This is a genomic window from Pseudoalteromonas luteoviolacea (assembly GCF_021654285.1).
GTDB classification, from domain to species: Bacteria; Pseudomonadota; Gammaproteobacteria; order Enterobacterales; family Alteromonadaceae; genus Pseudoalteromonas; species Pseudoalteromonas luteoviolacea_J.
On sequence record NZ_JAKFZS010000029.1, the window covers coordinates 1 to 24,669 of the forward strand.

The 24,669-nt window shown below is 44.0% G+C and carries 28 protein-coding genes; 2 read left to right on the forward strand and 26 right to left on the reverse strand.

Features of this window, described 5'->3' with window-relative positions; translation table 11 throughout:
• Nucleotides 1–451 precede the first annotated feature (451 nt).
• A complete protein-coding gene (locus L1077_RS21520; RefSeq protein WP_237138929.1) occupies nt 452–856 on the reverse strand; it encodes a hypothetical protein in 405 nt (134 codons plus the stop codon).
• Nucleotides 857–859: 3 nt separating this feature from the next.
• A complete protein-coding gene (locus L1077_RS21525; protein WP_237138930.1) occupies nt 860–1,129 on the reverse strand; it encodes a hypothetical protein in 270 nt (89 codons plus the stop codon).
• Nucleotides 1,130–1,289: 160 nt separating this feature from the next.
• Here L1077_RS21525 and L1077_RS21530 point away from each other — a divergent pair, with 160 nt between their 5' ends.
• Nucleotides 1,290–2,171 carry a DNA cytosine methyltransferase gene (locus L1077_RS21530; RefSeq protein WP_237138931.1) on the forward strand — a complete coding sequence of 294 codons (882 nt, stop codon included), beginning with the start codon at nt 1,290–1,292 and terminating at the stop codon, nt 2,169–2,171.
• A 49-nt stretch (nt 2,172–2,220) separates the two neighbouring features.
• The gene (locus tag L1077_RS21535) at nt 2,221–3,072 is read left to right on the forward strand and encodes a hypothetical protein (protein ID WP_237138932.1); all 852 of its coding nucleotides are present in this window, start codon (nt 2,221–2,223) and stop codon (nt 3,070–3,072) included.
• Nucleotides 3,073–3,218: 146 nt separating this feature from the next.
• Here the strand turns inward: L1077_RS21535 and L1077_RS21540 are convergent, their stop codons facing one another.
• The 24 genes from L1077_RS21540 to L1077_RS21655 form a co-directional block, all read right to left on the reverse strand.
• A complete protein-coding gene (locus tag L1077_RS21540; RefSeq protein ID WP_237138933.1) occupies nt 3,219–5,717 on the reverse strand; it encodes a host specificity factor TipJ family phage tail protein in 2,499 nt (832 codons plus the stop codon).
• Nucleotides 5,698–6,093 (reverse strand): hypothetical protein, encoded by a 396-nt coding sequence (locus L1077_RS21545; RefSeq protein WP_237138934.1) that lies wholly within the window; start codon nt 6,091–6,093, stop codon nt 5,698–5,700. Before L1077_RS21545 ends, L1077_RS21540 begins: the two co-directional genes overlap by 20 nt.
• A 2-nt stretch (nt 6,094–6,095) precedes the next feature.
• A complete protein-coding gene (locus L1077_RS21550; RefSeq protein WP_237138935.1) occupies nt 6,096–6,584 on the reverse strand; it encodes a DUF1833 family protein in 489 nt (162 codons plus the stop codon).
• A gap of 1 nt (nt 6,585) precedes the next feature.
• On the reverse strand, nt 6,586–9,312 hold the full coding sequence (locus L1077_RS21555) for an SGNH/GDSL hydrolase family protein (RefSeq protein WP_237138936.1): 2,727 nt from the start codon (nt 9,310–9,312) through the stop codon (nt 6,586–6,588).
• A gap of 4 nt (nt 9,313–9,316) precedes the next feature.
• Entirely contained in the window at nt 9,317–9,781 is a 465-nt protein-coding gene (locus L1077_RS21560) for a hypothetical protein (protein ID WP_237138937.1), read from the reverse strand.
• Nucleotides 9,782–9,783: 2 nt separating this feature from the next.
• Nucleotides 9,784–12,045, reverse strand: a complete 2,262-nt coding sequence (locus L1077_RS21565) for a hypothetical protein (RefSeq protein ID WP_237138938.1) — start codon at nt 12,043–12,045, stop codon at nt 9,784–9,786.
• A 1-nt stretch (nt 12,046) separates the two neighbouring features.
• Nucleotides 12,047–12,322, reverse strand: coding sequence for a phage tail assembly protein T (locus tag L1077_RS21570; protein ID WP_237138939.1), 276 nt, complete (start codon nt 12,320–12,322; stop codon nt 12,047–12,049).
• 35 nt (nt 12,323–12,357) lie between these two features.
• Entirely contained in the window at nt 12,358–12,723 is a 366-nt protein-coding gene (locus L1077_RS21575; RefSeq protein WP_237138940.1) for a hypothetical protein, read from the reverse strand.
• Nucleotides 12,723–13,166 carry a phage tail tube protein gene (locus L1077_RS21580; protein WP_237138941.1) on the reverse strand — a complete coding sequence of 148 codons (444 nt, stop codon included), beginning with the start codon at nt 13,164–13,166 and terminating at the stop codon, nt 12,723–12,725. Before L1077_RS21580 ends, L1077_RS21575 begins: the two co-directional genes overlap by 1 nt.
• Nucleotides 13,167–13,175: 9 nt before the next feature.
• Nucleotides 13,176–13,592, reverse strand: coding sequence for a hypothetical protein (locus L1077_RS21585; RefSeq protein ID WP_237138942.1), 417 nt, complete (start codon nt 13,590–13,592; stop codon nt 13,176–13,178).
• Nucleotides 13,589–14,197 carry a phage tail protein gene (locus L1077_RS21590; RefSeq protein WP_237138943.1) on the reverse strand — a complete coding sequence of 203 codons (609 nt, stop codon included), beginning with the start codon at nt 14,195–14,197 and terminating at the stop codon, nt 13,589–13,591. Before L1077_RS21590 ends, L1077_RS21585 begins: the two co-directional genes overlap by 4 nt.
• Before the next feature lie 3 nt (nt 14,198–14,200).
• Complete coding sequence (locus L1077_RS21595) at nt 14,201–14,509, reverse strand: hypothetical protein (protein ID WP_237138944.1); 309 nt, start codon at nt 14,507–14,509, stop codon at nt 14,201–14,203.
• A 2-nt stretch (nt 14,510–14,511) separates the two neighbouring features.
• The gene (locus tag L1077_RS21600; RefSeq protein WP_237138945.1) at nt 14,512–15,522 is read right to left on the reverse strand and encodes a major capsid protein; all 1,011 of its coding nucleotides are present in this window, start codon (nt 15,520–15,522) and stop codon (nt 14,512–14,514) included.
• A 45-nt stretch (nt 15,523–15,567) separates the two neighbouring features.
• The gene (locus L1077_RS21605; RefSeq protein WP_237138946.1) at nt 15,568–15,924 is read right to left on the reverse strand and encodes a head decoration protein; all 357 of its coding nucleotides are present in this window, start codon (nt 15,922–15,924) and stop codon (nt 15,568–15,570) included.
• Between the two features lie 39 nt (nt 15,925–15,963).
• Nucleotides 15,964–17,304, reverse strand: a complete 1,341-nt coding sequence (locus tag L1077_RS21610) for a S49 family peptidase (protein WP_237138947.1) — start codon at nt 17,302–17,304, stop codon at nt 15,964–15,966.
• Nucleotides 17,301–18,782, reverse strand: a complete 1,482-nt coding sequence (locus L1077_RS21615; RefSeq protein ID WP_237138948.1) for a phage portal protein — start codon at nt 18,780–18,782, stop codon at nt 17,301–17,303. The genes L1077_RS21610 and L1077_RS21615 overlap by 4 nt, the downstream gene beginning before the upstream one ends.
• 2 nt (nt 18,783–18,784) lie before the next feature.
• Nucleotides 18,785–19,000, reverse strand: coding sequence for a phage head-tail joining protein (locus L1077_RS21620; protein ID WP_237138949.1), 216 nt, complete (start codon nt 18,998–19,000; stop codon nt 18,785–18,787).
• Nucleotides 19,000–21,081 carry a phage terminase large subunit family protein gene (locus tag L1077_RS21625; RefSeq protein WP_237138950.1) on the reverse strand — a complete coding sequence of 694 codons (2,082 nt, stop codon included), beginning with the start codon at nt 21,079–21,081 and terminating at the stop codon, nt 19,000–19,002. Before L1077_RS21625 ends, L1077_RS21620 begins: the two co-directional genes overlap by 1 nt.
• Nucleotides 21,074–21,574 carry a DUF1441 family protein gene (locus L1077_RS21630; RefSeq protein ID WP_237138951.1) on the reverse strand — a complete coding sequence of 167 codons (501 nt, stop codon included), beginning with the start codon at nt 21,572–21,574 and terminating at the stop codon, nt 21,074–21,076. The genes L1077_RS21625 and L1077_RS21630 overlap by 8 nt, the downstream gene beginning before the upstream one ends.
• Nucleotides 21,571–21,753 (reverse strand): hypothetical protein, encoded by a 183-nt coding sequence (locus L1077_RS21635; protein WP_237138952.1) that lies wholly within the window; start codon nt 21,751–21,753, stop codon nt 21,571–21,573. The genes L1077_RS21630 and L1077_RS21635 overlap by 4 nt, the downstream gene beginning before the upstream one ends.
• A gap of 387 nt (nt 21,754–22,140) precedes the next feature.
• Nucleotides 22,141–22,539 carry a 3TM-type holin gene (locus L1077_RS21640; protein WP_237138953.1) on the reverse strand — a complete coding sequence of 133 codons (399 nt, stop codon included), beginning with the start codon at nt 22,537–22,539 and terminating at the stop codon, nt 22,141–22,143.
• Nucleotides 22,539–22,955 carry a glycoside hydrolase family protein gene (locus L1077_RS21645; RefSeq protein ID WP_237138954.1) on the reverse strand — a complete coding sequence of 139 codons (417 nt, stop codon included), beginning with the start codon at nt 22,953–22,955 and terminating at the stop codon, nt 22,539–22,541. The genes L1077_RS21640 and L1077_RS21645 overlap by 1 nt, the downstream gene beginning before the upstream one ends.
• 84 nt (nt 22,956–23,039) lie before the next feature.
• Nucleotides 23,040–23,711, reverse strand: coding sequence for a DNA-methyltransferase (locus L1077_RS21650; protein ID WP_237138955.1), 672 nt, complete (start codon nt 23,709–23,711; stop codon nt 23,040–23,042).
• Nucleotides 23,712–24,019: 308 nt separating this feature from the next.
• Entirely contained in the window at nt 24,020–24,595 is a 576-nt protein-coding gene (locus L1077_RS21655) for a hypothetical protein (RefSeq protein WP_237138956.1), read from the reverse strand.
• Nucleotides 24,596–24,669 lie beyond the last annotated feature (74 nt).

Genomic DNA, 24,669 nt, shown 5'->3' on the forward strand with positions numbered 1-24,669 from the left:
GGGAGCATTAAAAATAAAAATCTACCCCTTTTGTTACTTCAAACGTAAGTATCAGTTTGATAATATAAAGATGAGCCTGATTTGGCGGTTAGGTTTAAAAATGTTTCTCCGTTGTGCATATTACAGCGGTTAAGTTAGCGCAGAGAATTGATAACCCTCTGCGCCTTTCTTAAACCACTTTAGGTGGATCTGGAATGCTACCTGGTCCAGAGCCGCATAAGCTTGTTTTGTGTTTAGGCCAAGCTCCATCACCACTACCTGCAGCACTAGCGGATGCTGCAAACAAAAACATCAAGATAGTTAAAAAATATATTTCATAGTTAATCCTTTAATAAATACCAATACCCTTAAGCAGGGTAAATGATAATTCCACCGCTGTTGGCGTGTGCTTGACAAATACTCATTGCAAATAGGATTGCGGTAATAGCTACTTTTTTCAATTCAAACTCCTTCACATAAACTTTTTAGGCGGGTTGTGATCGCCCTGATTAACTGTCCATACTGTAACATCTAGCTCTTTGTCTTCAATGGTTTTTTCAATACGCCGCAGGTAGCGTTCTTTTGTTTTTGAGTTTACGATTAAAACAATACCTGCCTTTTTACCCGTCATTGCTGAATAATATAATGACTGCCCTATCGCTTCGGCCCACTTTTTAGCAAAATCATACTCAATAGCATATTCATCGTTTAGACAATCAATGCGTGTTTTGTCGGGCAGCCGATGTTCAATTTCACCACGACAGTGAAACTCCACAAAATCAGCCTCATACTTTAATGTTTTTTCAGGAATGCTTAAGCCGTCACTTGAAAGTACAGCACTACTTAAAAAAGCAGATGCTATCAATAAATGTTTCACAATTTACTCTTTTTCTATTTTGAAAAACTCTCCCAATGACATAGAGGCCAACTCTGGATAAGCCTCTACAAACTTCCCCAAAAAGTCGAGCCCGGGGTTACCCCTTCCAGGTTGAAGCCGGTTACTAAAAGTATTTAATTCACTCTGACTATCAGGTTCACATCCATAAACCTGACGAAACAAAACCCTGTTGCTAGCTTCGCCTTTTAAACTTGTCAATACAGAGAGTCCAGCCTCTATATGCCGCCTGTCTGTTTCTTTCTTTTTTGGCATTTCGCTCGCCATATATTCCCCGTTATTGCTCGAATCATAGAGTGATCTAAAAGTTAAATCAAAAAAGACTTAAATTAAATCATAAATGATTTGACATTAAATCAAAGATGATTAATTATAATCCACATATTAAGTCAAAGATGATTTAAAGGGAATAGGTATGAACATTTCAGTTAACAGTTATTTTTGTGGTGCGGGGCTATTTGATAGCGGCTTATTAGATGCAGGTATTAATATCAATCAGGCATTTGAGTTAGACAAAGAGGCCGTGAAAACCTACGAGCACAACTTTGGTGATCACATTAAACACTGTGATATAGCTGAAGAGCTGGTACTAGAGCAAGACACTTGCCACGGCATGGTATTCACTTATCCATGTACTAAATACTCAACCATTGCCGACATTCACGGCACACGTACAGGCGATGAGCTTTTCTTACACGCATTGCGGCACCTAGCCATTGCCAGACCCGAGTTTTATGTAGTTGAAAATGTGCCTGGCATGAGAGCCTTTCCGCTAGTAATGGAAGCAATGACGAAAATGCCAGATTACTATGTACAAGTGTTTTGCCCAATTAAAGCGACTACGTGGCTACCACAAAGACGAGATCGGTTAATTATAGTCGGCACAAGGCGTAGCTTTTCAATTCGCCCACCAGCAAACACAAAGCAACTGCCGCTATCAGCTGTATTAGAGAGTGATCCTCAAGTCACATTACCAAAAGCTATTACTGCACGCATGAATGGCGAGTACCGTGATTTACCCATCATTAGCGATCCAGATAAAGGTGATATAGCGCCTACATGCGTTGCACATTACGCCAAAGATAAATCAACTCGTTTGGTCGTAGATAAACGCTTTCCAATGGGTGTAAGGCCCTACTCGGTTAGAGAGTTTGCGCGCCTACAGGGGCTTAATGATGGTTTCAAGTTTCCCGTATCTAACACCTCTGCTTATAAGCAGATCGGGAACGGTGTACCTAGACCAGTAGGTCAATGGATTGGCAGCGAAATGACACGTTATATGAATCAATTAAATTAACTTTGAAAATCGAATTTTCTAATAATTGGAAAATATCAGGGGGTCTTGCATGAGTGATTTAACAGCATCGTTAACAGAATATGTAAACATGCAAACAACTGTTTCAGCACTGAGTTATAAAGCGATTGCTGAAAACAATGATTGCAGCGCAGATCAGGTCAGGCGCAGAGTTGGCGATTTAATCAAAGCTAGAAAAGAGCTAGTGAAAAAGAATAAAGCCACCCCTAAGAGAGAAGAAAAACAGCCGTTAAATGGTGATTTAGAGTCCTTAATTTCAACATTAATTAGAAAGGTTGATGCGTTAGACAAAAAAGTCACCAAGCTAGTTAATAGTGAGTGGATTGAATATGACGGTAAGAACCAACCACTGAACGAATGCGAAGTAAAAGTGAAGCTTTCTAACGGCGATTTTATCACTGGTAATAGCAATCAGATGCCGTGGCAAACCAAGCAGCAGAAAATAGATTGGCTAAATAATTATATGGAAATTAGTTTCAGTGGCAAATATAGCGAATCAGATGAGCATGAATTGCTGCGTGTTGATTTGGTGAAAGAAGAAGCTAAAAAGAATGGGTTAGACATTGACTATAACTTAGAGCATTTTGACTTCAAATTAGATAGTGAGGTCAAAGGGGAAGCGGAGCTGTACGATTATGAAATTGAAATTTATGGCAAAGACATAAAGGAAGCGCTCAGGTTATACAGAAGTAATTATCATATGGCTTATAAAATTTTGGTGAACAAGCATTGGGATTCATTTGTAAAACAAAAATTTGCAGAAAACCAAAATGATATTAATAAGCCTTACGTTATTGAATATCAGGTGTTGCCGAATCCAAACAAAACAGTGATGAACAAGCTTGATTCATTAACTAAAAAAGTCAATCAGCTACTTGATTAATCAAGTGGTTTAAATGTTGGAATACGTAAATATTCACAGTTTACGACATTTCAGCGGTAGGATTTATTTAAACCTCTAATTCTGAATACGGCAGATCGGGCGCTGCACCAACAATGCGCCCGCCCTCAATTTAAGCACCACCATAGCTAGTCGGGGGCGCTAGAATTATCATCCGCATAAACTCTAGGGTCATCTAAAAGCGCCACGACACTGGCACTACTGGTTCCGCTGGGCTTCACTTCTTTAATTAATATACTATTGCACCACCTCCCGCTCACACCAAACATATAGAATGGCGACTCAAATCTACCATCAAATGTAGGCACAAAGTCTAAGTCTTGGTTTATGACGACCTCATTAGCATTTACACCTTTTGTGGCTGCGTATGGACCGCTCAAGCGTCCGTTTGGCTTTCTGAGTGCAATAACATGACTTTGACCAGATTGCCATTGTGGTGCGTTGTTTAAGTGCAAGGTGCGACCTATTGCGTACTCAACACGACCACTTTGTTCGTAACCGGGTATGTCATCAGCAACAGCGCAATAATCAAGATAACGACTATTAAACGCATCCATTTCAGTTTTCCACTCAAACCGAGTACGTCTATAGCGGCGCTCTCGACGTTTACGCATGCCGTGTTGATAGGCTTTGTCTCTGCTGGTAATACCAAACGCACGGATTTTTTCGGGGTTTATGCCTTGGTCGCCTGCAAGTAAGCACATTACGGTGGCAGGCTTCCACGTCACAGGATCAAAATATTCGACTTCGACGCCATCGTGTTCGTCATCATCAAGCAGCTTAATGGTGCGTTTAAGCTCACCGATGTAGTTATCTGGCGTATACGTATGTTGATACTGAGTGCGTGGCTGGTCACGTACAGGGATGATTTGACCATAATCAATGGTCGGCTCGGCAAAGCCACACGCTAAAATGCGCTTTAATGCCGCAAATAACGTGCTGTCACTTTCAAATACGGCATTAAATTCATCACCTCGATTGCGCCAAGTGGTATGCAAGGCGGCAAGTTCTTCAAGACCGATTTGCTCATCTGTATGACCAACTTTTTTAATCGCATACGCAAAAGCCGGTGCAATGTCATTAGTGGCTTTTGGCGTGGTCCATACGCCATTTTCGTACATTGGCAGTTTGCGTGTCGCGGTTACATTCAGTTTATTTTCAGCGCTGCCAGCCAGTGCATTGTTACCTCTGATTTCGAGCGCGATGGTGGTCCAATCAGGGTAGCGGCTATGCGTTGGCAATTCGGCTTTTAACTGCGTCCAAAAAACGGTGTCATAAACGCGAGTATCATCATACGCCTGTGTCACACGTTTAACGCGCACCTCGGGCCTCATTTCTGTACTTAATATGATTTGTATCGTTTCGGCCAGTTCGTCATTAGTCGCATTGCTGAATGTTTTTGTGTGCTGCTGCCAAGTGCTTGCGTCCTCGTCTCTGTACTCAATTAACAGCTCAACGGTTTTATTTGTAATGTTGCCATTATCATCTAGCTCACCCAAGCCCCGTGGCAATTTAAAATCTAACCATAGTTTTTTGGTTTTCTCACCCTCTGGGATTGCAAAAAACGCACCGACGAACTCACCGTCACCACTGCCATTTTCAAGCGTAATGATTGCCGATGAGTGGGACTCTAGCACAAAGCCTGTCCAGCTATCATCATCCTCATATTGTGCATTTACTTTTTGCAGCGAGCTGCCATCAATAGATTTTGAAACTAAGCGGTACAAACCGTCATTCTGACCGCTATTTGTACCTGATACATTTAAAATTTCATCAATTTCAAAAGGCGGGATAGTTTTTATAATTTTTGGCTCATTACCCCCATCAAACTGAGTGGTTACACTTGTTATTCTTTTACCACTAAATGACCACTTCCGGGGGCTACTACTGCCACCAGAGCTGCCAATCTTGCCTTTTAGCTCAAAACCTTGTTGGCCTGCGCTGCCGCCCACCTCTTTTGATGTATAGACGTTGCGGTGCGCTTCATGACCTGTGACCAGTTCATTAGGTCCGAATACTTGACAATTTACATCAGCGCCATAGCGATTGATTGGCGTTTCACCAATTTTGATCAATTCTGCTGGCAAGTCATATTCGCCCACGCCGATACACATAAACAAATACAAATACTGTTCGTTGTTTTTGTATTCTCTTCGCGGTGGTGCTAGGTAACTCGGATAATAGTTATGCGTGCCAAAAATCTCAGGCACAACGCCCATTAAACGCGCTCGGTTTCCTTGTACGTTGGCGTCATAAATGCTTGATCCATCCGGCGTGGTTGAGCTGTAATTGTCAGGAATTTGGCTCATTGCATAGATGGCCGTGCCGACGGCAACTATGGCTATAACTGCTAATGTGATAGTCGCAGGATCTTTTGGTTCGACCGTAATGCTAACCGTATCATGCTCACATAGCGCATAGTTAAGCCATTGCGCTGGCTGTAATGACTGGCCGTTAATCATCACACTGAAAGGCGGTGGTAGCTGCGCATCATACGACGGTACATTGGCAATGAGCCATTGCTTCAATGTCTGACCAACAAAGCCTGTGCATGGCTCATAAATAGACGTATCTAGTTTATTTGGATAGACGTTGATTGATACAGATTTATTTGTCTCTATAAGCATAATACTTGGTCACTAACGCTAGGCGCTCAAAGTCACGCCGTTTTATGATTTCTGCGCCGTATTGGCGACTGGTATGGATAACTTGCAGCAAACCGCCAACTTCAACACAAATACCCACATGGACCAGCACACCGCGTCTAAATAAGCACGCAATTGCGCCTGCCTTTGGCTGGCATGGGTCAAACTCGTATTGGATTTGTTCAAAGCTGTTATGCAGTGATTGCTTGTCGTCGGGGTGAACATGACCAAAACTTTCAAACAGCGGATAAGCAAAGTCATGGTGTCCAATCCATCGCACTTTGCCCCAGCAATCCCAACCAGCAAGGTCACGGCCACCGTCCACATACGGCACTTGTAAATATTGATTTAAATCCATGCTTAAACGTACTTTAGTCCCGGTGCTGTGGATGGTGTAAACCGTGCTTTTGGGAATGCTTTATTTACCAGATCACCAAAACTTGCTACCACCTGCACACTGCGGCGTGTAGCTTGCAATTGCTCCGTTGTAAATACAAGCGGAGCGTGAGCGGGCTCGGTTAAGTCTCTGGCACGATAAACGCGGTAAACCGCTCGGACCTTATCCCCCGCTTCAATCGCCACATTACACCGCATCAACACCTCACCCGTCACATTATCTAACTGAAACTGTAAGTCTTGATGGCCTTTAGTGCTTTTTGGCGGCAAGGACACGGCAAAACCACACGCGGTAAACGTCACGGTCTCGCCTGTTTCTAGCGTTAATTGCAGGTCATCATGGCCTTGGCACAAATAAATTGCGCCAAGGGCCTCAGAGATTAATGTGAGTGTATGAATAGGTAGGTCGTTGACAGGTGCGCTGGCGTAAAGTATTTCTAACGCTTCACTCATATCAGGCCCTATTCATTATCCACGCTGAAGTAACATTGCAATACAAATCACGCCCATTTTCGTCAAAGTGAACCCAATCTGATAATGATGATTTACTCATCATTGAGTCGCCAATTCGAACCGTAGATCCCCATGGATTAGAGTAATCACGAGGCATGTGCAAATAAACTGGTAAAAAGTCAACTCCGTGATTCATGCATATCTCATGGCACTTCTCAATCCATATGGCGGTCTCGGTTTTCCACCGTTCAAATCCAGCTTGACTAGCTGCTGACATAGGGGCCGGAACAACCCCTATTTTGCAATTTGGTACGACTTTCTTAATTGATGAGAGCATGTGATGCAAGCCTTGCTCCATGAAAAACATTCGCTCATCCTGAGTGTACTCATCACGATGTAAATTTATATCATTCGTTGACAGTGCGATTGTCAAAAAGTCTGGTATATCAACGCTATGAGACTGAAGGTAATGCGCAAAATCAAAAATGTAATAAGCACCCAAGTTTGGATCGTCTGCATAGCTTTTTTCTTTGACGCTACCTGTGAACGCAAAGCAAAAATCAGGTTTTTGCATCAGATCTTCACTTGTTGCAATTCGCAGAAATGGATTTTGCCATTTCCCCGTTATTGACACACCCGATTGCGGGATACTATGGCGCGCTCCAGTAAAATTGCACTTACCGATAAACGAGCGGTAACTCCAATACCCTCTCCCTTCACTTCTAACCCCTTCGGTGTGTGTGCTAGAGTAAGTTCCAACGACATCTATACTGCAATCGTACTCTCGCTGCATTTTATCTTTCAGTGCTTTTGACATACCGACCTCTGTCAATGAGTCACCGATCAACAGTGCTCGCTTAGCTTGACCTCTGAGCTTATCTCGTGGCGCACTGCTAACTATAAAATCACAATGATAACGAGCGTTAGGGTTTGATGTGTGCGTCATCCGTACTGAAGCAATTTCCCCATTTTTGCCGACCTCTTGTGAGAGAAGGTAACGATCAGACCTTAAATTCAGATAATGCTTAGCCCCTCTGGTGAGCTTGGCCTCATCTGAAGGGGTAAGGAACACGTTCATTTCATCCAGTGATGATTGCTTGTATTGTGCAAACAGCGAACGAGTGAAAATGGGAAGCTCAACATCTTCGACAAAAAATAAACGCGCAGGTACTAGTAATCTATTTTCATACTCATCAAAATCATTTGGGCTTTTTAAATCTACAAGACCGCCACTCCCATCAATCAAATTGGGCGTAGGCCCGCTTTGCCCCATCCAGCTAAGTCGAGTCCCCTGTAGAAATCCGATAATCACCGCATAAGACGCTGCGACAAAAATTGTCGCGTCAGTCATATGTAGTCGCTCATTTAGCCAGTCGTACCATATTACTTGCAGGTATGCTAGATTGCCGTCTGCAAACGATGTTGTTTGCGGCTTAAGGGTTTTGTATCCACGATTGTTATTTAAATCATTGGGATTAATGCCCACATAACAACCGTCCTCCACACTTATCTCCTTATCTTTGAGATTGATAGTGAGTTTTTCAGGGTTAATCAGTATAGATTGAGTTGTACCAAAAGATGAGCCAGATGTGGTTATGCCTCGCTTGTTGTTCAAGTTGTCGCTAATGTTCACTGGCGGCATATTCAGTGCGCTCCAACACTGCCCATGCCTACTAAACACTGCGACCAACGATTCGCTTGCTGGTATTTTTTGAGATGTAACTGCGTGTGAATCGTAACTGTACAATTTAAGCTTGCTTTGTGTAACATAATTAACGCCTGACGCGATACGCGCATATGTAAGCACGAGATAGCTGTGATTAGGGTTGACTGTCGTGGGAAAATCAGAAAAATGAAGTGTTTGTGATGGGATGCCTATATTCTGTCCGTTTGACATCATGCCAGTTGTATCTGAAATTGTAACCGCTTTATTTATCCAGTTGCATTCCAATCGATGACCGTAATAACCATAAGAGGGAGCTGGGTTGCCATTCAGACCTGCGACTCCATGATTATTACCTGCTGAATCAATTAAATTAAATAAACTGCGGTTGTTTCCATAAACATGATCTAGAAAAAGTACTCCAAGCACCAAATCTGAGAGTTGAGGGGCGTTAGTGTTTGGGGTTCCCACTTTTATTTTTGCACTCTCAGAGTCAATGTAAATGTAGTGAGCATAACCCTCCTCAGAAACCGGAATTACTGACAGGTCTAGTGACTGAGGGTTGATGGTTCTATGTGCACCAGATCCTGTAAAAACGGTAAAGCTTCTGAGCACATCTAAAGTGCGCTCTTTAAAATTTACTTCAATAGCTCCAGCAAACCCCCCAGCTACAGTTGTAAGCGTCAAATTACTAATTGCCCCATCAATTTTTTTTACTGCTTCAGCGCTTGGGTAACGCTTTTTTAAAGTGGCAACACTGTTTACGTCGTGCAGATATAAGTCCAAGTACACATTTTCGTTATCACTAACAACGCAAAAATATTGACCGATGTTAGTTGCTGCTAGGCCAGATGCAGCGTCAGCATACTTTACTGCATCCACATCAGCCGCCGAATCAAGTACAAGCTGAACACTGTTATCCAGCTGGGTTTTTACTCTTTTGGCAATACTTGGCGCTAGACTTTCACCGACTGAGACATCTGTATTTTCATCAGCTGTTAGCAACTCTTTTAAGCTTGCTGTGCTGGTTTTTAAATCTTCAACTACTTTAAAAAATTCACTCATTTATTTAAGATTCCACAAAACTATTAATTAATGTAGAGACCTCACCAACAAAGCCCTCAAAATCATTTGGCCTTGCCATCGCTGTGGCTGCCTGTTCCTCACTGGCGATTTGATAGCGCCTAACCTCAATGTTGGCTTGATACTGCCACTTATCATTTTCAAGCGGTTTGTAGCTTTCAAACGGCGATGTTTTAAAGCGCACTTCATGCTCAACTAGGCCTCTTGGTGTGGGGATTTTCAATAAAAAAGGACTGAGTACATTCAGCCCTTTTGCAACAAACGCTTCAAATATCACCGCTTTATTGGCGGATAATTTCCACGTTGCGGTCATGATAGTTGGCACTGATTGATTTATCGGTCGTCGCCTCGCATAGCCGCTTGCCATCTCGGTTTCGAGTATGTTTTTGCGCTGCTTATAGTTAAGCGTGTCAAGCTGTGGATAAGGCAGCTCTCTTGGATATGCAATCATGTTTATCTTCCTTGGCGCTGCAAGTCTGGATAATGCATTTCCATCGTTTGTGCTATTTCGCCTTGGTAATTGATATTCGCAACACACAGATCAATGATGTGCTGGTCGTCAACTTGACGCTGTGAGTATTGACCTGCTTTGCTGGCATCTTCATACAAGTTTAAGATCACGGTTGTGCATGCACTGGCTGCGCCTGTGTTGATTTTTTCAGCGGCTTTGCTGACTTCTACGTTTTGCTTGGGTGATAACACCGACTCGCCACGCTGCAAAAAGTAGGTCGCATCATCACGCACATAACCCAGACCGCCATGCGCAATACCTTGCGGCATTGGCTGGTTCTTAATAGCCATGACGTTCATCATACCCATAGCGGTGATACCCGCTGCAGCAATTGGACCAGCAATAGGACCTAGTTCTAGCGCTTTGGAGGCGGCTAAAAAGGTGCTAACCATTGCCTGACCCGCCGACACAATCTGATTAAGCCTAAAGGCTTTTTTAGAGTGCTTGGCGGCTTCGCCTGTGAGCTGCTTGCCAATGTTGGCGGCAAGAGCAACACGCTGCAAACCACTGGCGCGGTCTACTTCAACGAACTGCTGCACCATCTGGCCGTATTGGCCTGTACCTTTAAGCGAAACACTACGTTTTCTGTCTTCGTGCGCGGCTTCGAGTGCTGCTTTGCGATTATGAAAACCCTCAAGCTCAGCAAGCTCTTGATCCCATCTATCTCGACGTTCTTGATCTTCTCGCTGGCGTATTTCGTTTAATTGCTGGGCGCGTTTAGCTTCTTCATCAACAGCAATCTGACCAATGCGCTCTAGGTGCGTCAATTCTGCATCAAGCTCTAACGCATTGAACTCATCTTTGCTAATACGCTCTGCGTCTTTGGCTTGTTTTAGCCATGTTATACGCTGCGCATAAGCTTGTTGCTCAATGTCAAATTCAGTCGCTAACGCTGAGCGAACACGCTCAAGGTTTTTATCAATATCAGCTAGCTGCTCATTACTAAAACCAACGGGTTTGACAAAGCCGGTACCGACCGCATCTTGACCACCTTGCGATTTAACTTCTGTATCTGTGTTATCTAGCTCTGGCGGCTTATTTTCTGGCGTATAAACGCCTGTGAGCCTTGCTAGGTTATTCTGGTTGTCTTGCAGGCGCTTGTTGATAACATCAATATCAGCGGTGATCTTCTTTCGGACTTCTTCAAATGTGCCTGAGTAGGTCGAAAAGATTTTGTGCTTGGTTTTTGCTTCATCAAAGTTATCACTGAATTGATCAAACATATTGATAGCAGGGATATACTCATAAATATTACCTATCCCTAAGCTATAGCCGTACTTTTTCTCACTGAATAACGCCAGCTCTTTGTTAAGTTGCTCAAGTGCGGCCTTGTCTTCTGTGATTTTTTGCGCCAAACCGAGTTCGGTTAACGGCTCATCGCGCATGGTGTCAAAAATGTGTGTGACTTCTTTGGACCAATCCGCAAAGTAATCAGCTATATCACTGACAACGGGTGTCAGTGCTACAAGCGAGTTACGCAATGTTATGCTGCCCGTGTCACTGAGCTGCTTTAATTTAAGATCAAGCTCTTTAGACTCTTTGATGGCTGACTCGCTAAGTGCGCCACCATATTCGTCCATGCTTTCAGCTAACTCTAAAAAATTAGCTGCACCATCTTCTGCAATCACGCTAAGCGCTTGGCCTGCATCACCACCAATTTGCTGAAGATAGAGGTTTCGCTCTTGCGCTGAATTAACTGTACTGAGCGCCTCAAACATTTTGATGAACATTTCATCTGGCTTTAAGCCTTTGAACTCATCAACGCTGATATTAAGCTGCTCGAACATATCAACGGCTTCACCACTGCCGATGGTAACAAGCTCGGTAATTCGCTCGCTTGTATCAGATAAAAGCTGACCGAACTCCTCTTGATTTACACCATATTGACTCGCTGCAAAGCTGAGCTTATCAAAGCGGGTGGTATTCACATCAAGCGACTGCGCCATCCGGTCCATATCGGCCACTGACGATGCGGTGCTGGCAACCAAGCTACCTAAGCCCACACCCGCTGCGGCAATGCCTAAGCCAATGCCAGCAATTGCACCACGCAACGCAATCATTGAGCTTTCAGTACGCGCAAACTCTTGTTCGGTTTCTCTGGCAAACTTTTTGGCTTGGCCTGTGGCCGCACTTATGCCTGCGGCAAATTGATCACCATCACTTTTGATTTTGACGATTAAGTCTTGCACTGATTTTGTAGACATATTACAGCCCTAAACTATCTAACTCTGCGAGTAATTGCTCTGGTGTTTTTGGTTTGGGTGGAATTAAAGAAAAGTCTGCGGCTTTAAGGTTGCGACTGGCATGGCCGCTGCTGTTGACGACAATGGCGCTGAGTTGCGACATATGTAAATCAAATACTTTAAAATCAAGCTGTGGCTCTAACTCAAAGTATTCAAGCCAATCACCCAATAAACTGGATGGAATAGACTCAAGCCATGTATCGACGTCCCAAATACCGAATTTAGCCGCTACACTCATAGCGGCTTTTCGGTAGGGTAAATCAGCCAGTCTGTTTACTTTTTTTCGCCAAAAAAGCTTTCCAAACCGCTAAGTAGACAGATTTCTCGGTGCAATGCTATCAACACCTCATCACTCAAGTTTCGAAGCGCGTCACAATCTTCCTTTTCACTCAACTTAAACATATAACTGCCATCTTCATTGCGTAAACCATAAGCAACAATAGAAATGTTTAAACTGGTGTAGTGATGGCTTTTTGCTTCACCTTTTTTCTGTAGCTTAATGATGTTATTGAGCAAATCAAGCACAATGGTGCGACCCTGAGCATCTAACTCCGTAACTTGCATTTCATCATCACCAACTTTGACAGTACTGGTTTTGATTGATGCAGCTTTTAAAAATGCGTCTTTACTTTTGATCATTATGCCCACACACCTTTTACGATTGGTCCTGTTAGTTTAAATTTAAACTTTTGCACCATGTCTTCATCATCTGGTACAGGTTCTTCAATGGCTGTGATAATGGCTTTAAATGAGCGCTTTTTATTGCCTGCAACTGGATAATGAATTTCATACTCATTGATTGCGTCATCATCCTCCGCGCTCTCAAACTCTTCATACATGGCTTTGGCTTGCTCATTTTCTTGAGAAGCGTGCCATTTAATGCCGATAGTTAATTCGCCGGGATCACGTTTACCCGGTTCGTATAAACGCCAACTTGACTGCTGGCCGTATTCTTTCTTTTCTTTTGTGTCACGTTTTGCTGCTAAGCCTGAGTTTTCAACGACTCGACCTACTTCAACAAACTCCGTAACTTCACCCGCCTTATGCTTGCGGTGAAAGGTGGCTTCGATGCCTTGTGGCATGACTCACTCCTATTGCTCTATGGTTGCAACTAAATTCAATGTTAAAACGCCGATAGTGTTCGATTCGTCAGATTCATATTTGTATGCGGTCAATTTGCTGTAATCGACTAAACCATTCAGCATGCGATTGGCTTTAATAACAGGCCGAATAATGCCCATTAATTCATCAAGTCGGTCATCAATACTTAGCACCGCTTTGTCGTAAATCTCGACAACAAAATCAACGTCGTCTTCTTCTATGCTGCGCTTGGTTTCAACCTCGCCAGACTCAACGTAAATACAGGCGGCGGGTAAAGTTTCGCTTTCGTCGCTGCCGATGGTATGCCTATGTGCATACACGCTATCTTCATCAAAGAGCGGCGTGCCATCGACCTCAATGCCAATCAACACACTGCGCAAAGCGTCTCTCACTTGTTTATTTATCATGCGGATTTAATCAACTTGTTTATGCGGTAATTCATGTCTTTGATAAGTAGCTGCGGCAGATACTCGTCAATGATGTGTTTGCTGTGTTTATTGGCGGCGGCGTTGATTGATTGCTCGACGGGAACTTTGGCTAAATCAATCGGATAGCGCTTATCTGATTTGCGCTGCAAAATATGCCAGCGACCAGACTCTAAACGCTGCAAAAAGGCATTATTGAAAACATGGCGACCAACGCGAATGGCGGTATTGCCTGCGTGTTCACGCTTGGCAAAGCGGCCTTTGCTATCTCGCCTTGATTGACTGACCAACATTTTACCTCGGCGCTTTTTCACTTGGCTGCGAGCTGCACCAATATGTATAGCGGGTATTGCTGTTCGGCCTATGACCACCACGGCCATACCTTTCTTTTTTAACTGACTAATGCGGATTTTCTTTTTAATTAATCCCACTTTTAAACGTTCAGCTTTTGCCGTTTCACGACTCACTAATGTAGCTAAACGCTTAGAACTGCGACCAATGGCCCTATTTCGCGCAAACTTTGCTTGCTTGTCATTGAGCGTGCTTAATCGCTTTTCAAGTCGCTGAACTTGCGCTGATAGGTCCATGATTTATCCAACAATGTAAATGAGAAGAGCTGAACCTCGAACAGTAGATTTATAAACTTTATGTTCGTTGTTCGTTTTCAATCGAGTTATTGATGACTTACCGCTTTTGGGATATTTACCCGACCAATTTGCTACAGGTACAGAAACAACATAACCAAACGTCTCAAAACCATCTAAAAGGATTTCGTTATCATCAAAAACCCCCGTAAATTGAAGGGGTTCTGAATGCTGCGTATTGAGCACGAGAGATTCGCCGAACGTCTTGAGGACCGTTCGGCTTAGTCGTTGCTCGATTTTGTAGAGCCTACTCATGATTACGTCGTTTTAGGTGTGAACTTAATTCGACGCACCGCCAGTGGGCTGGTACACACGTTGATTGGGTTCGATTGCGATTCTAAATCAACGCCTTTGTCCATCTTTTTAGGCTCTGAGTTGGTATAATACGGCAAACCAATGGTATTGACTGTTGCGTTATAATCCGCTGGTGCAAAGCGCGTTAAAAACAGATTGCGCTTACCAATTGGAATACATACCGCACCGTATTCGGCTGGCATTGGATCTTTATCGTTCGGCCAGCTTTCGTTGTATTCTTCCCACCACTGGCCCTGCCAGTACACGCCCGAGCGCATATCTTCACGCAATTGCGCACCGTTATTTTGACGCTCAAAAGCTTTGACAAAATCAGGGTTTTCAAGCAACTGGTCGAAAAATTCAGGGCGGCACAAATTCACATAAGCTGTGGCTTTCATCCCCTTTTGATACTTCTCAGAGCTGCGCTTTACATTCAGCAATTGCGTCGCTAATGGCTTGTTAAAATCAATAGTGTTTTCACCATCGGCTTTTTTAATGCTAAATTTATCGAATAAATCAACGATGACCGAGCCATTTTTACCCAGCACTTTGCCGAACACCGCACCAAAGCGCAGATATTCAATGGTAATGTCTAGGCTCGAGCGTGAAATTTCCAGCTTTTCATTGATCACCGTTTGCAAAGTCTCAAGCTCGTCAGTCTGACCAAAAGCGCGGGTATTTTGAATATCATCTGCAAATACGGCGGCGAGGACAGGTAAATGCACGGCTTTAAACGATACGATTTTTCTGTTTGGATCATCGAGTGGCTGACCATCTGCGCCACGCGGTACGTCTTGCACTAGCTGAATTTGACCATCTTTGTATTCAATATCGACGTCTGTTGTTGCTATACCCTTCTCTTCAAAAAGCTTTAACTCAGCAAGGCGAGTTTTTGGTGCATCCACTTCATTAATTGCCGCTGTAAGCTCAGTTATAGTGAACTTACCCGACTCTAAGGCTGCTTGAACTTCCATAGTATTGTCTCTCTTACTCTTTTAATTTGCTCAAGTGGCTTGCGATTAACGCAAGACAACGTGTGATTTTGCCAGTTCGGCAGTAGCGTCGATTTTTTGCTGTTCAGTGATACCGTCAGGCCAAATTAAATACGCATCATAGAGCGCACACACGCGAACGTGGCCGAGGGTTTGCGTCGCTGCTGTTGTTTCAACATGGCCTAACAGCACCGCTTTGGCGACATTCACCTCGTTGGCATCTACGGCCAAGTCTAATTGCGTGAATGTGCCGTCAGCTTTCTCGCCCAGCACTGTGCCTGAGTTATACGGACCACCCACCACGGTAATTGCGTCGCGTGATAGCCCATCAACCTCTACGGCGACATGAGCGCTCGCATTTGGTTTCATTGTTTCTACAGTCATGATCTAACCTTTTAATTTTTTAAGGACGAAAGAAACCGCTTATTTGCGGCTTTCGTAGATTTTGGCGGTGTTGAGTCCGGAGGTCTTTTTCTCTTTGTCGATGACGACGCGAGAATTGTCAGCATTTTCATCTGACTCGGCTCGGGTCTCATGGATGGCAGTCCCCACCAATTTGGCGGGATTACTAAGGTCTGCCATCAGTGCGTCAAAGCTGCCCGACAAACCCGACGCAGCGAGCGTGTCTTTTAGCTCTTTAGCAGCGTCAATTTGCGCTTTGACTTGATCCATCGTTACTCCTTTAGTTAATAGAGTTGCGGTCAGTGCTGGCAAGCTTGCATCAGCGCATAACTTCACTACATCAGCGGCCGCATCAAGGGCCATCTTCTGAGGCGGGTTGATTGCTTCAATCACGTCAGGGCGATTTTCAGTTAATGTAGCAAGCAAAGCGGTGGCGCTCATTTGCTCGGCATTGGGTAATACCAAGTTAAACTCGGCGTTTCCTTCTGAGGCTGCTGTATTACCAGACATAGTATGTTTACCTTTTTTGTTTCTTAATTCACTGATCACACTTTCAAGTGAGCCAAGGCGTGAGGCCATTTTTTTGTTGACAGCCTCTTGACCGACTAAAAGTCCGCCCTGACCAAAATGCGTGAGCACATGATCGGTTGAGACATTCATATTGCGTGCGACACGATTTATGAATACTTCTCCGAGCTGATCGACAACTTTTTGATTGGCAGCTTTGCCCTCATCGCTAAACGCATCTTGTCGTTTGTTTGGGCTTTGGCTTGAGACAATTTCGAGCCGTTCGCGCTTGTTGTTTTCGTCTGGCTTAATGCGCTCTAGGGTCATGACAACACCGACCGAGCCAAGCATTGCTGTAGCGTCAATTACTAACTCGTCACACGCACTGGCTATCCAATAAATTGCTGACGCACCAGTGCCGCCGACATAGCCGATAATGGGTTTTTTACCGCGAGCGTTATAAATCATTTCAGCGATTTCGTGTATGCCGTTGGCATCGCCGCCGGGAGAGTCGAAATTCATGACAATCCCGCTCACTTGCGTATCGTTTAATGCTTTATTGAAGTTTTTACCTAGCGCCTCGGTTGAGATACCTCCGCAAACGTCATCAAACATGCTGGCATAGCGACTGATCACCCCTTTTACTTGGATAAGCGCCACCCCTCCCTCACGCATTTCCATAATAGGCGATACTTGCTTACCTGCTTTAGCAGTTACAGCGTTAATTTCTGATAACTTAAAACCCTCAAAGTCGGTGTCATCACGGGCAGCAATATCACCTATGGCGCTAAGTGTGCTTTGGTCAATTGCCCACGGCCTTGCCATTAAATAGTTGAGTGCTAGTTGCTTTTTCACTCTGATTGACCTCCGTTTGGTTGTGCAAATAAGCCAGTTAACTCGGTTGGGTTTATATTGTGCTTTTCACAAATGCTCTGCCATTCAGCAATTGCCTCGGCATTGCGTTCCATGTTTTCGGTCAGATCTTGTCCGTACTCTGCAGCTTCACTTTCGAGGTTAGAGTGCTGTGAGTTAACAGCTTTCATACGGGCATTAATATCTTGCTCTGGGTGTAAGTGCTTAAACGCATCAGGACGTATATCAAGCGCTAAATAAAACCATTGATCGAGATTATAATTTGGCGCACTCACCACCCCTGTAGCGATTGCAGTTTCAACAAACCAGCGCCAGATGCCGAGCGCCAGTTGAAAGCCTGACAAATTGGTTTGCGCAAAACTGATATCTCGTCGGTACTCGTTCATAAACGCCCGCACTAAGCGATCGTTTAAGCCCGACCAATCACCCGTTAATAGCGCATGAGGTATGTCTTGACCTGCGGCCAGCATGAGTGATTGCCAGCGCACCCAATCTTTATACCCTTGACCTGTGTTATCCCCATCAAATAACTCAAGCCTTTCACCTGGTACACCGCGCAACATCGTACCCGCCTCTAGTCGCTCAACAGAGTCATACCCGCCTGACTCGCCATCATCGAATAAGGGGCGCCCTGTGGCTGAACAGTACTCGTCTTCTTCACCTATGTCTTCACGATATAAAAAACCTGTGAACGCTGAGCGTTCTTTTTTCCGGGTCAGTTCGGCCGCATCGTATTCTTTGAAGTCGCGGTCTTTTTCAAGGGCGGCGGCGGTTTCGACCTCGGCACGTACTTGGCTTGGCCGAGACGGAAAGTAATGATGTATAACATCACGCGCAGAGACGCGTTCTAGGTCGTGTAAACTGGCTGACTCTAGCCCGTCTTGTGGGTGTGAGCGATAAAACCAGTAAGCAACTTTTACACGACCATGAAATTCAACGCCCTGTACAATGCGCTTGCTCTTACTGAGCCGACGATTAAAGTTCACCGGGCACATTTCAGACTCGTAAAGCTCAACCTGTACGGGCACTTTTAAGCCTGAGTTAATGCGCCGATTAATGCGCCTGACAAATACCTCGCCCGCCGTTTTGCGTGCTTGAACGGCAATTTTCAAGATTGCACCAAAATTGAAGTTACCCCAAGGATCGAGCTGCTTGCTGGTTACTTTCCAAAGCGCGTTAATGTCTTTTTTAAATTCGGTGTCTTTGCAGGTTGAAAGTAAAGTAAACCCACGTCCCACTTCACTGGTGACATTTTTATTTATGGCACTGCGCAGTAATAGCGAGTTGCGATAACCGTGTCGAGTGCGATTGCGCAGGGTATTACCCGCTGACGCAATGGCGCGATTTGGCCCCATTGACGGCGCATGGATTTGACTATTTACACGGCGACCTGCGGCTTCATAAGCGCTACTGGCTTTGATTATCGGCTCACCATCTAGGCCAATGATTTTGCCTTGCATAATTAAAACCTCCGAGATAAACGCGTGACCATCGCAGGGCCATACGGGCCAGATTTACGGCCCGCTTTTTTCGCCAGCACATTAGCAATATGACGGCGGGCTGTTTTTAAATCACCTATTGAACGATAGACTACTTTTTTGCCGTCAATTTCGACGCTCAATTCAGCGCTGGCAATGGCTGAATCAAGCTCATCTAAATCATTTTGAGATAATGCCATTACACACTCGTTCGTCTACGCCTACGCCGCACTGGCGTGACGGGTTGATGCTCAACGCTCAGTAACTCGGGATTACAGTCTTGCGGTAAGGCCCACGGTGGTGGGTTTTGCCAGTCTGTAATACGGTCAGCTTTGCGCTCGTAAATAATCGCCCAGCAATACACAAACAGGTCAAACGCCTCGTTGCGTGCATGAGCGTGTGGCTTCTTCCACTTACCGTCTGCACCACGCTCCTCAACGGTTAATTCGTCGAAAAATGATTCAGGTAGCCAGTCGGGAAAATGGATGTATCTCGGGCCTACATCATCACGTGACAATGCGTTCTGTACAGTGTCTTTGATTTTGTCTGTTAGCAATAAGTAAACTGGAACGTCGCCAAGTGCTTTGGCTTTTCGATCTTTCCGTTTAGTGTTGTCAGGATGGCTTTTTTCTATCACTGCGGTGTCTTTACCACCCTTACCATCTCGACCTTTAACTAGCATAAAGCGCCTTGATAGCCTGCTCTTTTTTAATTTTCGATAGTATTGATAAGCCATATCAGTGACACCATCCTCACCACCTGAGTCGCACGCGGTATGCAATATCGGCATATAGCGACCTGAGCCGTCGGCAAGCGGGTAGTTTTTTTTGATCACCTTTTCAGTAACAAGGTCCCAATCTTCCAAATAGGCGCTAGGTTTTACCCTTACGAATTTATCTGGTTTTTCAGGATTTTGTCGTTTTGACTTTTCAATATTAAATCTATCAATGACGGTACTTTGTAAATCTTCACCCCAACCCAGCACCATAACCTCAAAACGCGCCTTTTTACCGCCCTGAATATCTACCGAGGCTGTTAAAAACCGCACCTCTTCTGGTACCTCTTTACAGCCATAATCTCGTCGGCGGTCCATAAGCTCATTCGCACTACGATCTTGGTCTTTTGGTGGTAAAAATGGCAGGCCTTGGTCTGTATTAACCGTTGTTTGCAGGTCATGCATTTCACCTGTTGATTCATATACCTGCATTGCCGCAAGGTACTTATAAACTAGCTCATTCCATGTTTGGAAAGCTGCTGTCGGACCTTTTTGCCAAAAGCTAGCTATATGAGTGTCTTTACGCTCGCCGTGTAGCTGCCCGTTTTGGTCTACCGCACACCCCTCAGGCACCCATACCCCTCTTTTGTTGAGGCACCACTTTAGGGATTTACCGCGCTCTAATGGCTTCTTTTCTTGATGCATTGCACCGCAATGAGGGCAGGCCAAAAAAACCTCTTTGGATGCTTTTCCGGGATCTTGTATCTCTTCATCCCATGTGAGCAATTTGAACTCGGGCTCAAAGTGATCACCACACTCTGGGCATTGCCAAAAGAATAAGCGTCTATCACCTAAGTTATAGAGTGAAAGAATACCGGGTGTTGGCGGCGCCTCATGCGGCGAACTTACTCGATACGTTGAGTCTGTAACATAAAAACCCGGAGAGCTTTCGGCCATTGTCATGCCTGAAGACATAAAGGACTGCGTCCGTTTTGATGCTTGGAAATATGTAGAGCCATCACCCCCAACATTAAGCGGAATTCGATCGTAATCGGTTATTGCTACTCTCTTGTAAGTAGATGAGGCAAATATATTTTTACTAGGCCATCCAATTTTTAGAAAGTTACCAGCTTTGAAAAACTTGCTATGGATATTGTTATCATGCGCTCGTGGAGATAACGCGGCGCGCACCTCGGGACTAGCATTAAACCCTCTATCTAACCGCTTTTGACTATGCTCTGCGGCTTTTTCTTTACTTATCTGAACAAGTAAAAAATCAGCTGGATCATTTACGATAGTATCCATAACCCACGCATCCACTAGCGACACCGATTTTGCTGTCCTAGCTGGACCTACAAATATTGTTGAGGTATATCGGCGAGACTTCAATGTATCCATTGGTTCTGCCATATAGGGAGTTAAATCTCCATCCCATGGAACCATGGCGTTTCCAAGCTCAACATATAGTAAGCGCCTTGCGCTTTGCGATAACGGCTCACGATTCGGGGGCTTTACGATCTCCGCTACATTTACCCGAGTATGGCTAGCTCTAGCGTAACTACTCATCTGGTGTTATCTCAATTAGCTTGTTGTACATCTCATCGCGACATTTATCCCCCTCTTTCTCCAGCAACTCTAATTGTTCTGGTGTGAACAGGCCGGTCCTTTCCATTTTATCTGGGAGATTATCGAAAAAATTAACTACAACACTGAGAGAGAAATACAAGTCTTTTCTATAATCGCTATCAGGGATTAGCTCACCAATTTCCTCTTCAAACTTCAGTCTTTCTCGCTCTGATTGAAAATAGTCTTTTCTATCTTTTGGGAGCATTTTTGAAGGGTTGAGGAAATCATCATCACCTGTATTTCGCTCACTTGAAAACAGAGCAGGGCCAACATCAACTAACGCATAAACATCTACACCAGCACGCTTGCCTGACGGTTTCACTTTACTACTGCGCAATCGCTTTCTAACAGTTTCTCGATGCAGCCCAAATGCTTCAGCTAGTCGCGTGATATTCCATGCATTTGAATCACCTATGTTGGATATGTTGCTCATGCAGATTTAAAAATTGCTGGTCCAGCTTTACGCATATCGTAGACATTCACCCCCGCTATACGCTGTGAGGGGTGAACGCTTGATGCAATCAAGCGGTCCCTAATCGTCTTTCGAGACAAATCAAACATGCCGGACATTTGGCTGATGTTTAAGTGACGCAAAGCTAACTTTTTACTCATTTCGCCACCTTAATATTTATTAAAATCAATTGACTAACCACCTAACTGGTAAAGGTGGTGGCGGCCCATGCAAAACCGAAAATTATTTAAAAACCGCGAGGTTGCTCCCCGTGGTTGATCTCCAACTCTCTAGGGTCCCCGAGCTCATAATGTTTCACTTTGATGAGTTGCTTATTAGCTTGTCTAACTTCCGCTCTATTGAATCCAGTCGCTTTTCCACTCGCGCTAGATCTTCCTTTCGCTGCTCTTGTATATGCACTATCTGTGTTGTGTTTGTTGTTATGCGCTTATCCATGTCAGATAGAAACCACAGACAAGATACCAGTAGAGTTATTGTTGTAATGATATGAGCTACATTGATTTCTTTTTTCATGTGCCATTGCCCATTCATTTAGTTACTCCCTTTATCTTTTCTATAGTACGAAGACCTGCAAGACCTAACATGCCAAGGGTTAATTCAAGCATTACATCTAGCGGCAATACTGGCGCGCCAATGCCAGGTAATAACCATTGCAGTATTGGATTAATAACAAAAGCGAATAGAAAGCCGAGACCACATACCCACATTAAGAATGGTCTTGCTCCAGCTACGAACCGACTGCGATGCGATGCTTGCACTGAATTAATGTGCGCTTGTATCTCTCTTTGCTTGTTGAGAAGTCGTGTTTTAATTGCCTGCTGCTCAAGCACTTCTTCTTCACTGATGTATAGCTCATCTATAATATTGCTTACTGCTTGAAGGGGTTCTTTTGTTGCAACTGAAAAGATATTTGATAACCAGGTCACTATTGCCACTCCCCCGATTCCATTTGTAGTGCCAGCGCTTTGGCTCGTTCTGGTGTTTGTTTCGCCCACAAGCTATTAAGCATTTCGTTAGCTGCTAATTCATAATCACACAATTGCGCATGTTTGAGCATTCGTTTAAAACCCTTAAACCCATTGAAGCCCATTTGATATGTCATATTGATAAATACAGCCTGCCTAGCCGGTACCATGTTTGCGTACCATGGAACAGCGTTAGCTAATCGCATTCGAATACCTTCTATGCGCATAGAGAGAATCAGCTCGGCTTCTTCTTTGCTGATACCACCGCTTTCTAAATTAAAGCCATAGCCTATAGTTAGCTTTTTACCTGTGCAGTGGTAAGGGAGCTGTCTGTAGCCTTCATGTGCTTTTATCTGTTCTATGCAATTCATAGACATGTTTAATCCTGCATATGTTTATATTCATGAAAGAAAAGGAGCCGCATCCATGCGCACTCATTGACTCAAAGGAAAGCCTCTTAATTACTCTGGTTCTTGCTTTAACCTGTTTAGCGCTGCGTTGTACCAGTGCGGGTCAAGTTCAAATCCAATAAAGTTACGTCCTGTTTCTCTACATGCCACCGCCGCCGTTCCGCTTCCTGTAAACATATCTACAACCAATGCATTTTCAGTTGTTGTTTCGCATATCAGTTTTTTAAATAACTCGACTGGCTTTTCTGCTGGATGATCTGTCGCTCTGTTTTGTGGCGCTACTCGTTTGCATTGCCATATATCGGAAAGAGAGCGGTTAGGAATAACGGCATCTTTCATGCCCACGAACACGGCTAATTCGTATCGTGGTCTGAGGGCTTTCTTTGGCCCAGTGCCTAAGCATTGCTTATCCCAAACTAGAACAGAAGTTATCGATAAACCTAAGTCAGCAAGTGTCTTGGTTATTACTGGCATAGAGCGCCAATTGCAGAAAGAGACTAAATAGCCGGTGTCTTTCAGTATGCGCTTTGCCTGTTCAAACCATGACTTATAGAAGTGCGTTACATTCATCCAATCAGCCCACGAACCTACGCGTGATGGCTTACCAATACTGCTGGCGCCAATAAGGTATGGGGGATCTGTTAGGACCAAATCAACCGTGCTATCTGGAATGTTTTTGCTTTCTTCTACACAGTCGCCATTAATGAGTTTTATGTCTGTCATGCGTCACCTTGGGGTCGTGACGCTCTTGGCGTTCTGCGGTTGTAGTTGTTTTACAGTGGGGGCATTTAATCTCCACTTTGCCTACTTCTAATCTGCAAAGTAGCTTGCCGCAAGTACATCTAATATCTTGCATATATCACCAATAAAAAACCCCACTTGATAACGGGGTTTATATATAAGGTTTGTTTTTATATAACTCTCGCGAGTGTATTTAAATTATGCCAGATTTAAGGGATAAAAAAAGGCCAGTTTTAGTGCATGAAGCGCCATATGTGGCGCATTCATCCACCAAAAATAAATCATGATAGTTAAGCTGCATTATCCTGTTCGTTTTTATCTGTTTGTTCGGAACTTTCATCAGCTTCGGCCTTGCCTTCATCTTTTTTGTCGGTAGGAGGTGGGATTTCTATATCGACGCTTTTACAGTAGTTTTTCGCGTAGCCATTATAATGATGGGGGATAAATCGAACCCCGTTGAATGCTTCATATTTAATTTCCATAAAGAAAACCTTATCAGTCACATTTCCAAAGAGTAGATTTTCATAGTCAACAGATGGGGCCAATAAAACCCCTATCATAGTATATTCTTCTTGACTATATTGCCCCCTTAACCACATATAAACCCCACCCATGTACATAGATATTTGAGGTAAGTCCCTTACACTTACTTTTTCTTTCTTGAGCTCATAAATAAAAACCTCTAACTTGTCAGTTTCCTTACATCTGCCAATAGCAATGATGTCAGCAATACCGTAATCACCTAACTTTACTTGCCTATAAAACTTAGGTGAATCGGGCATAAAAAGCCCCCTATTTGATAACTCTTCATGATCTTTTTCTGCGGCTTCAAATATAAAGTCTTCTAACTCTTTTTCAGATAGCATTTGCAATTTTCCTTATAATTCAAATGTAAATTAAAGGTTATTATGCAAATAAAAGGTTGGGTAGGAAAGTGATG

Bases quoted from the DNA above. Each gene is read 5' to 3' on its own strand.
- L1077_RS21525 (WP_237138930.1), bottom strand. From the start codon at position 1,129: ATGCCAAAAAAGAAAGAAACAGACAGGCGGCATATAGAGGCTGGACTC.
- L1077_RS21530 (WP_237138931.1), top strand. From the start codon at position 1,290: ATGAACATTTCAGTTAACAGTTATTTTTGTGGTGCGGGGCTATTTGAT.
- L1077_RS21535 (WP_237138932.1), top strand. From the start codon at position 2,221: ATGAGTGATTTAACAGCATCGTTAACAGAATATGTAAACATGCAAACA.
- L1077_RS21540 (WP_237138933.1), bottom strand. From the start codon at position 5,717: ATGCTTATAGAGACAAATAAATCTGTATCAATCAACGTCTATCCAAAT.
- L1077_RS21545 (WP_237138934.1), bottom strand. From the start codon at position 6,093: ATGGATTTAAATCAATATTTACAAGTGCCGTATGTGGACGGTGGCCGT.
- L1077_RS21550 (WP_237138935.1), bottom strand. From the start codon at position 6,584: ATGAGTGAAGCGTTAGAAATACTTTACGCCAGCGCACCTGTCAACGAC.
- L1077_RS21555 (WP_237138936.1), bottom strand. From the start codon at position 9,312: ATGAGTGAATTTTTTAAAGTAGTTGAAGATTTAAAAACCAGCACAGCA.
- L1077_RS21560 (WP_237138937.1), bottom strand. From the start codon at position 9,781: ATGATTGCATATCCAAGAGAGCTGCCTTATCCACAGCTTGACACGCTT.
- L1077_RS21565 (WP_237138938.1), bottom strand. From the start codon at position 12,045: ATGTCTACAAAATCAGTGCAAGACTTAATCGTCAAAATCAAAAGTGAT.
- L1077_RS21570 (WP_237138939.1), bottom strand. From the start codon at position 12,322: ATGAGTGTAGCGGCTAAATTCGGTATTTGGGACGTCGATACATGGCTT.
- L1077_RS21575 (WP_237138940.1), bottom strand. From the start codon at position 12,723: ATGATCAAAAGTAAAGACGCATTTTTAAAAGCTGCATCAATCAAAACC.
- L1077_RS21580 (WP_237138941.1), bottom strand. From the start codon at position 13,166: ATGCCACAAGGCATCGAAGCCACCTTTCACCGCAAGCATAAGGCGGGT.
- L1077_RS21585 (WP_237138942.1), bottom strand. From the start codon at position 13,592: ATGATAAATAAACAAGTGAGAGACGCTTTGCGCAGTGTGTTGATTGGC.
- L1077_RS21590 (WP_237138943.1), bottom strand. From the start codon at position 14,197: ATGGACCTATCAGCGCAAGTTCAGCGACTTGAAAAGCGATTAAGCACG.
- L1077_RS21595 (WP_237138944.1), bottom strand. From the start codon at position 14,509: ATGAGTAGGCTCTACAAAATCGAGCAACGACTAAGCCGAACGGTCCTC.
- L1077_RS21600 (WP_237138945.1), bottom strand. From the start codon at position 15,522: ATGGAAGTTCAAGCAGCCTTAGAGTCGGGTAAGTTCACTATAACTGAG.
- L1077_RS21605 (WP_237138946.1), bottom strand. From the start codon at position 15,924: ATGACTGTAGAAACAATGAAACCAAATGCGAGCGCTCATGTCGCCGTA.
- L1077_RS21615 (WP_237138948.1), bottom strand. From the start codon at position 18,782: ATGCAAGGCAAAATCATTGGCCTAGATGGTGAGCCGATAATCAAAGCC.
- L1077_RS21620 (WP_237138949.1), bottom strand. From the start codon at position 19,000: ATGGCATTATCTCAAAATGATTTAGATGAGCTTGATTCAGCCATTGCC.
- L1077_RS21625 (WP_237138950.1), bottom strand. From the start codon at position 21,081: ATGAGTAGTTACGCTAGAGCTAGCCATACTCGGGTAAATGTAGCGGAG.
- L1077_RS21630 (WP_237138951.1), bottom strand. From the start codon at position 21,574: ATGAGCAACATATCCAACATAGGTGATTCAAATGCATGGAATATCACG.
- L1077_RS21635 (WP_237138952.1), bottom strand. From the start codon at position 21,753: ATGAGTAAAAAGTTAGCTTTGCGTCACTTAAACATCAGCCAAATGTCC.
- L1077_RS21645 (WP_237138954.1), bottom strand. From the start codon at position 22,955: ATGTCTATGAATTGCATAGAACAGATAAAAGCACATGAAGGCTACAGA.
- L1077_RS21650 (WP_237138955.1), bottom strand. From the start codon at position 23,711: ATGACAGACATAAAACTCATTAATGGCGACTGTGTAGAAGAAAGCAAA.
- L1077_RS21655 (WP_237138956.1), bottom strand. From the start codon at position 24,595: ATGCTATCTGAAAAAGAGTTAGAAGACTTTATATTTGAAGCCGCAGAA.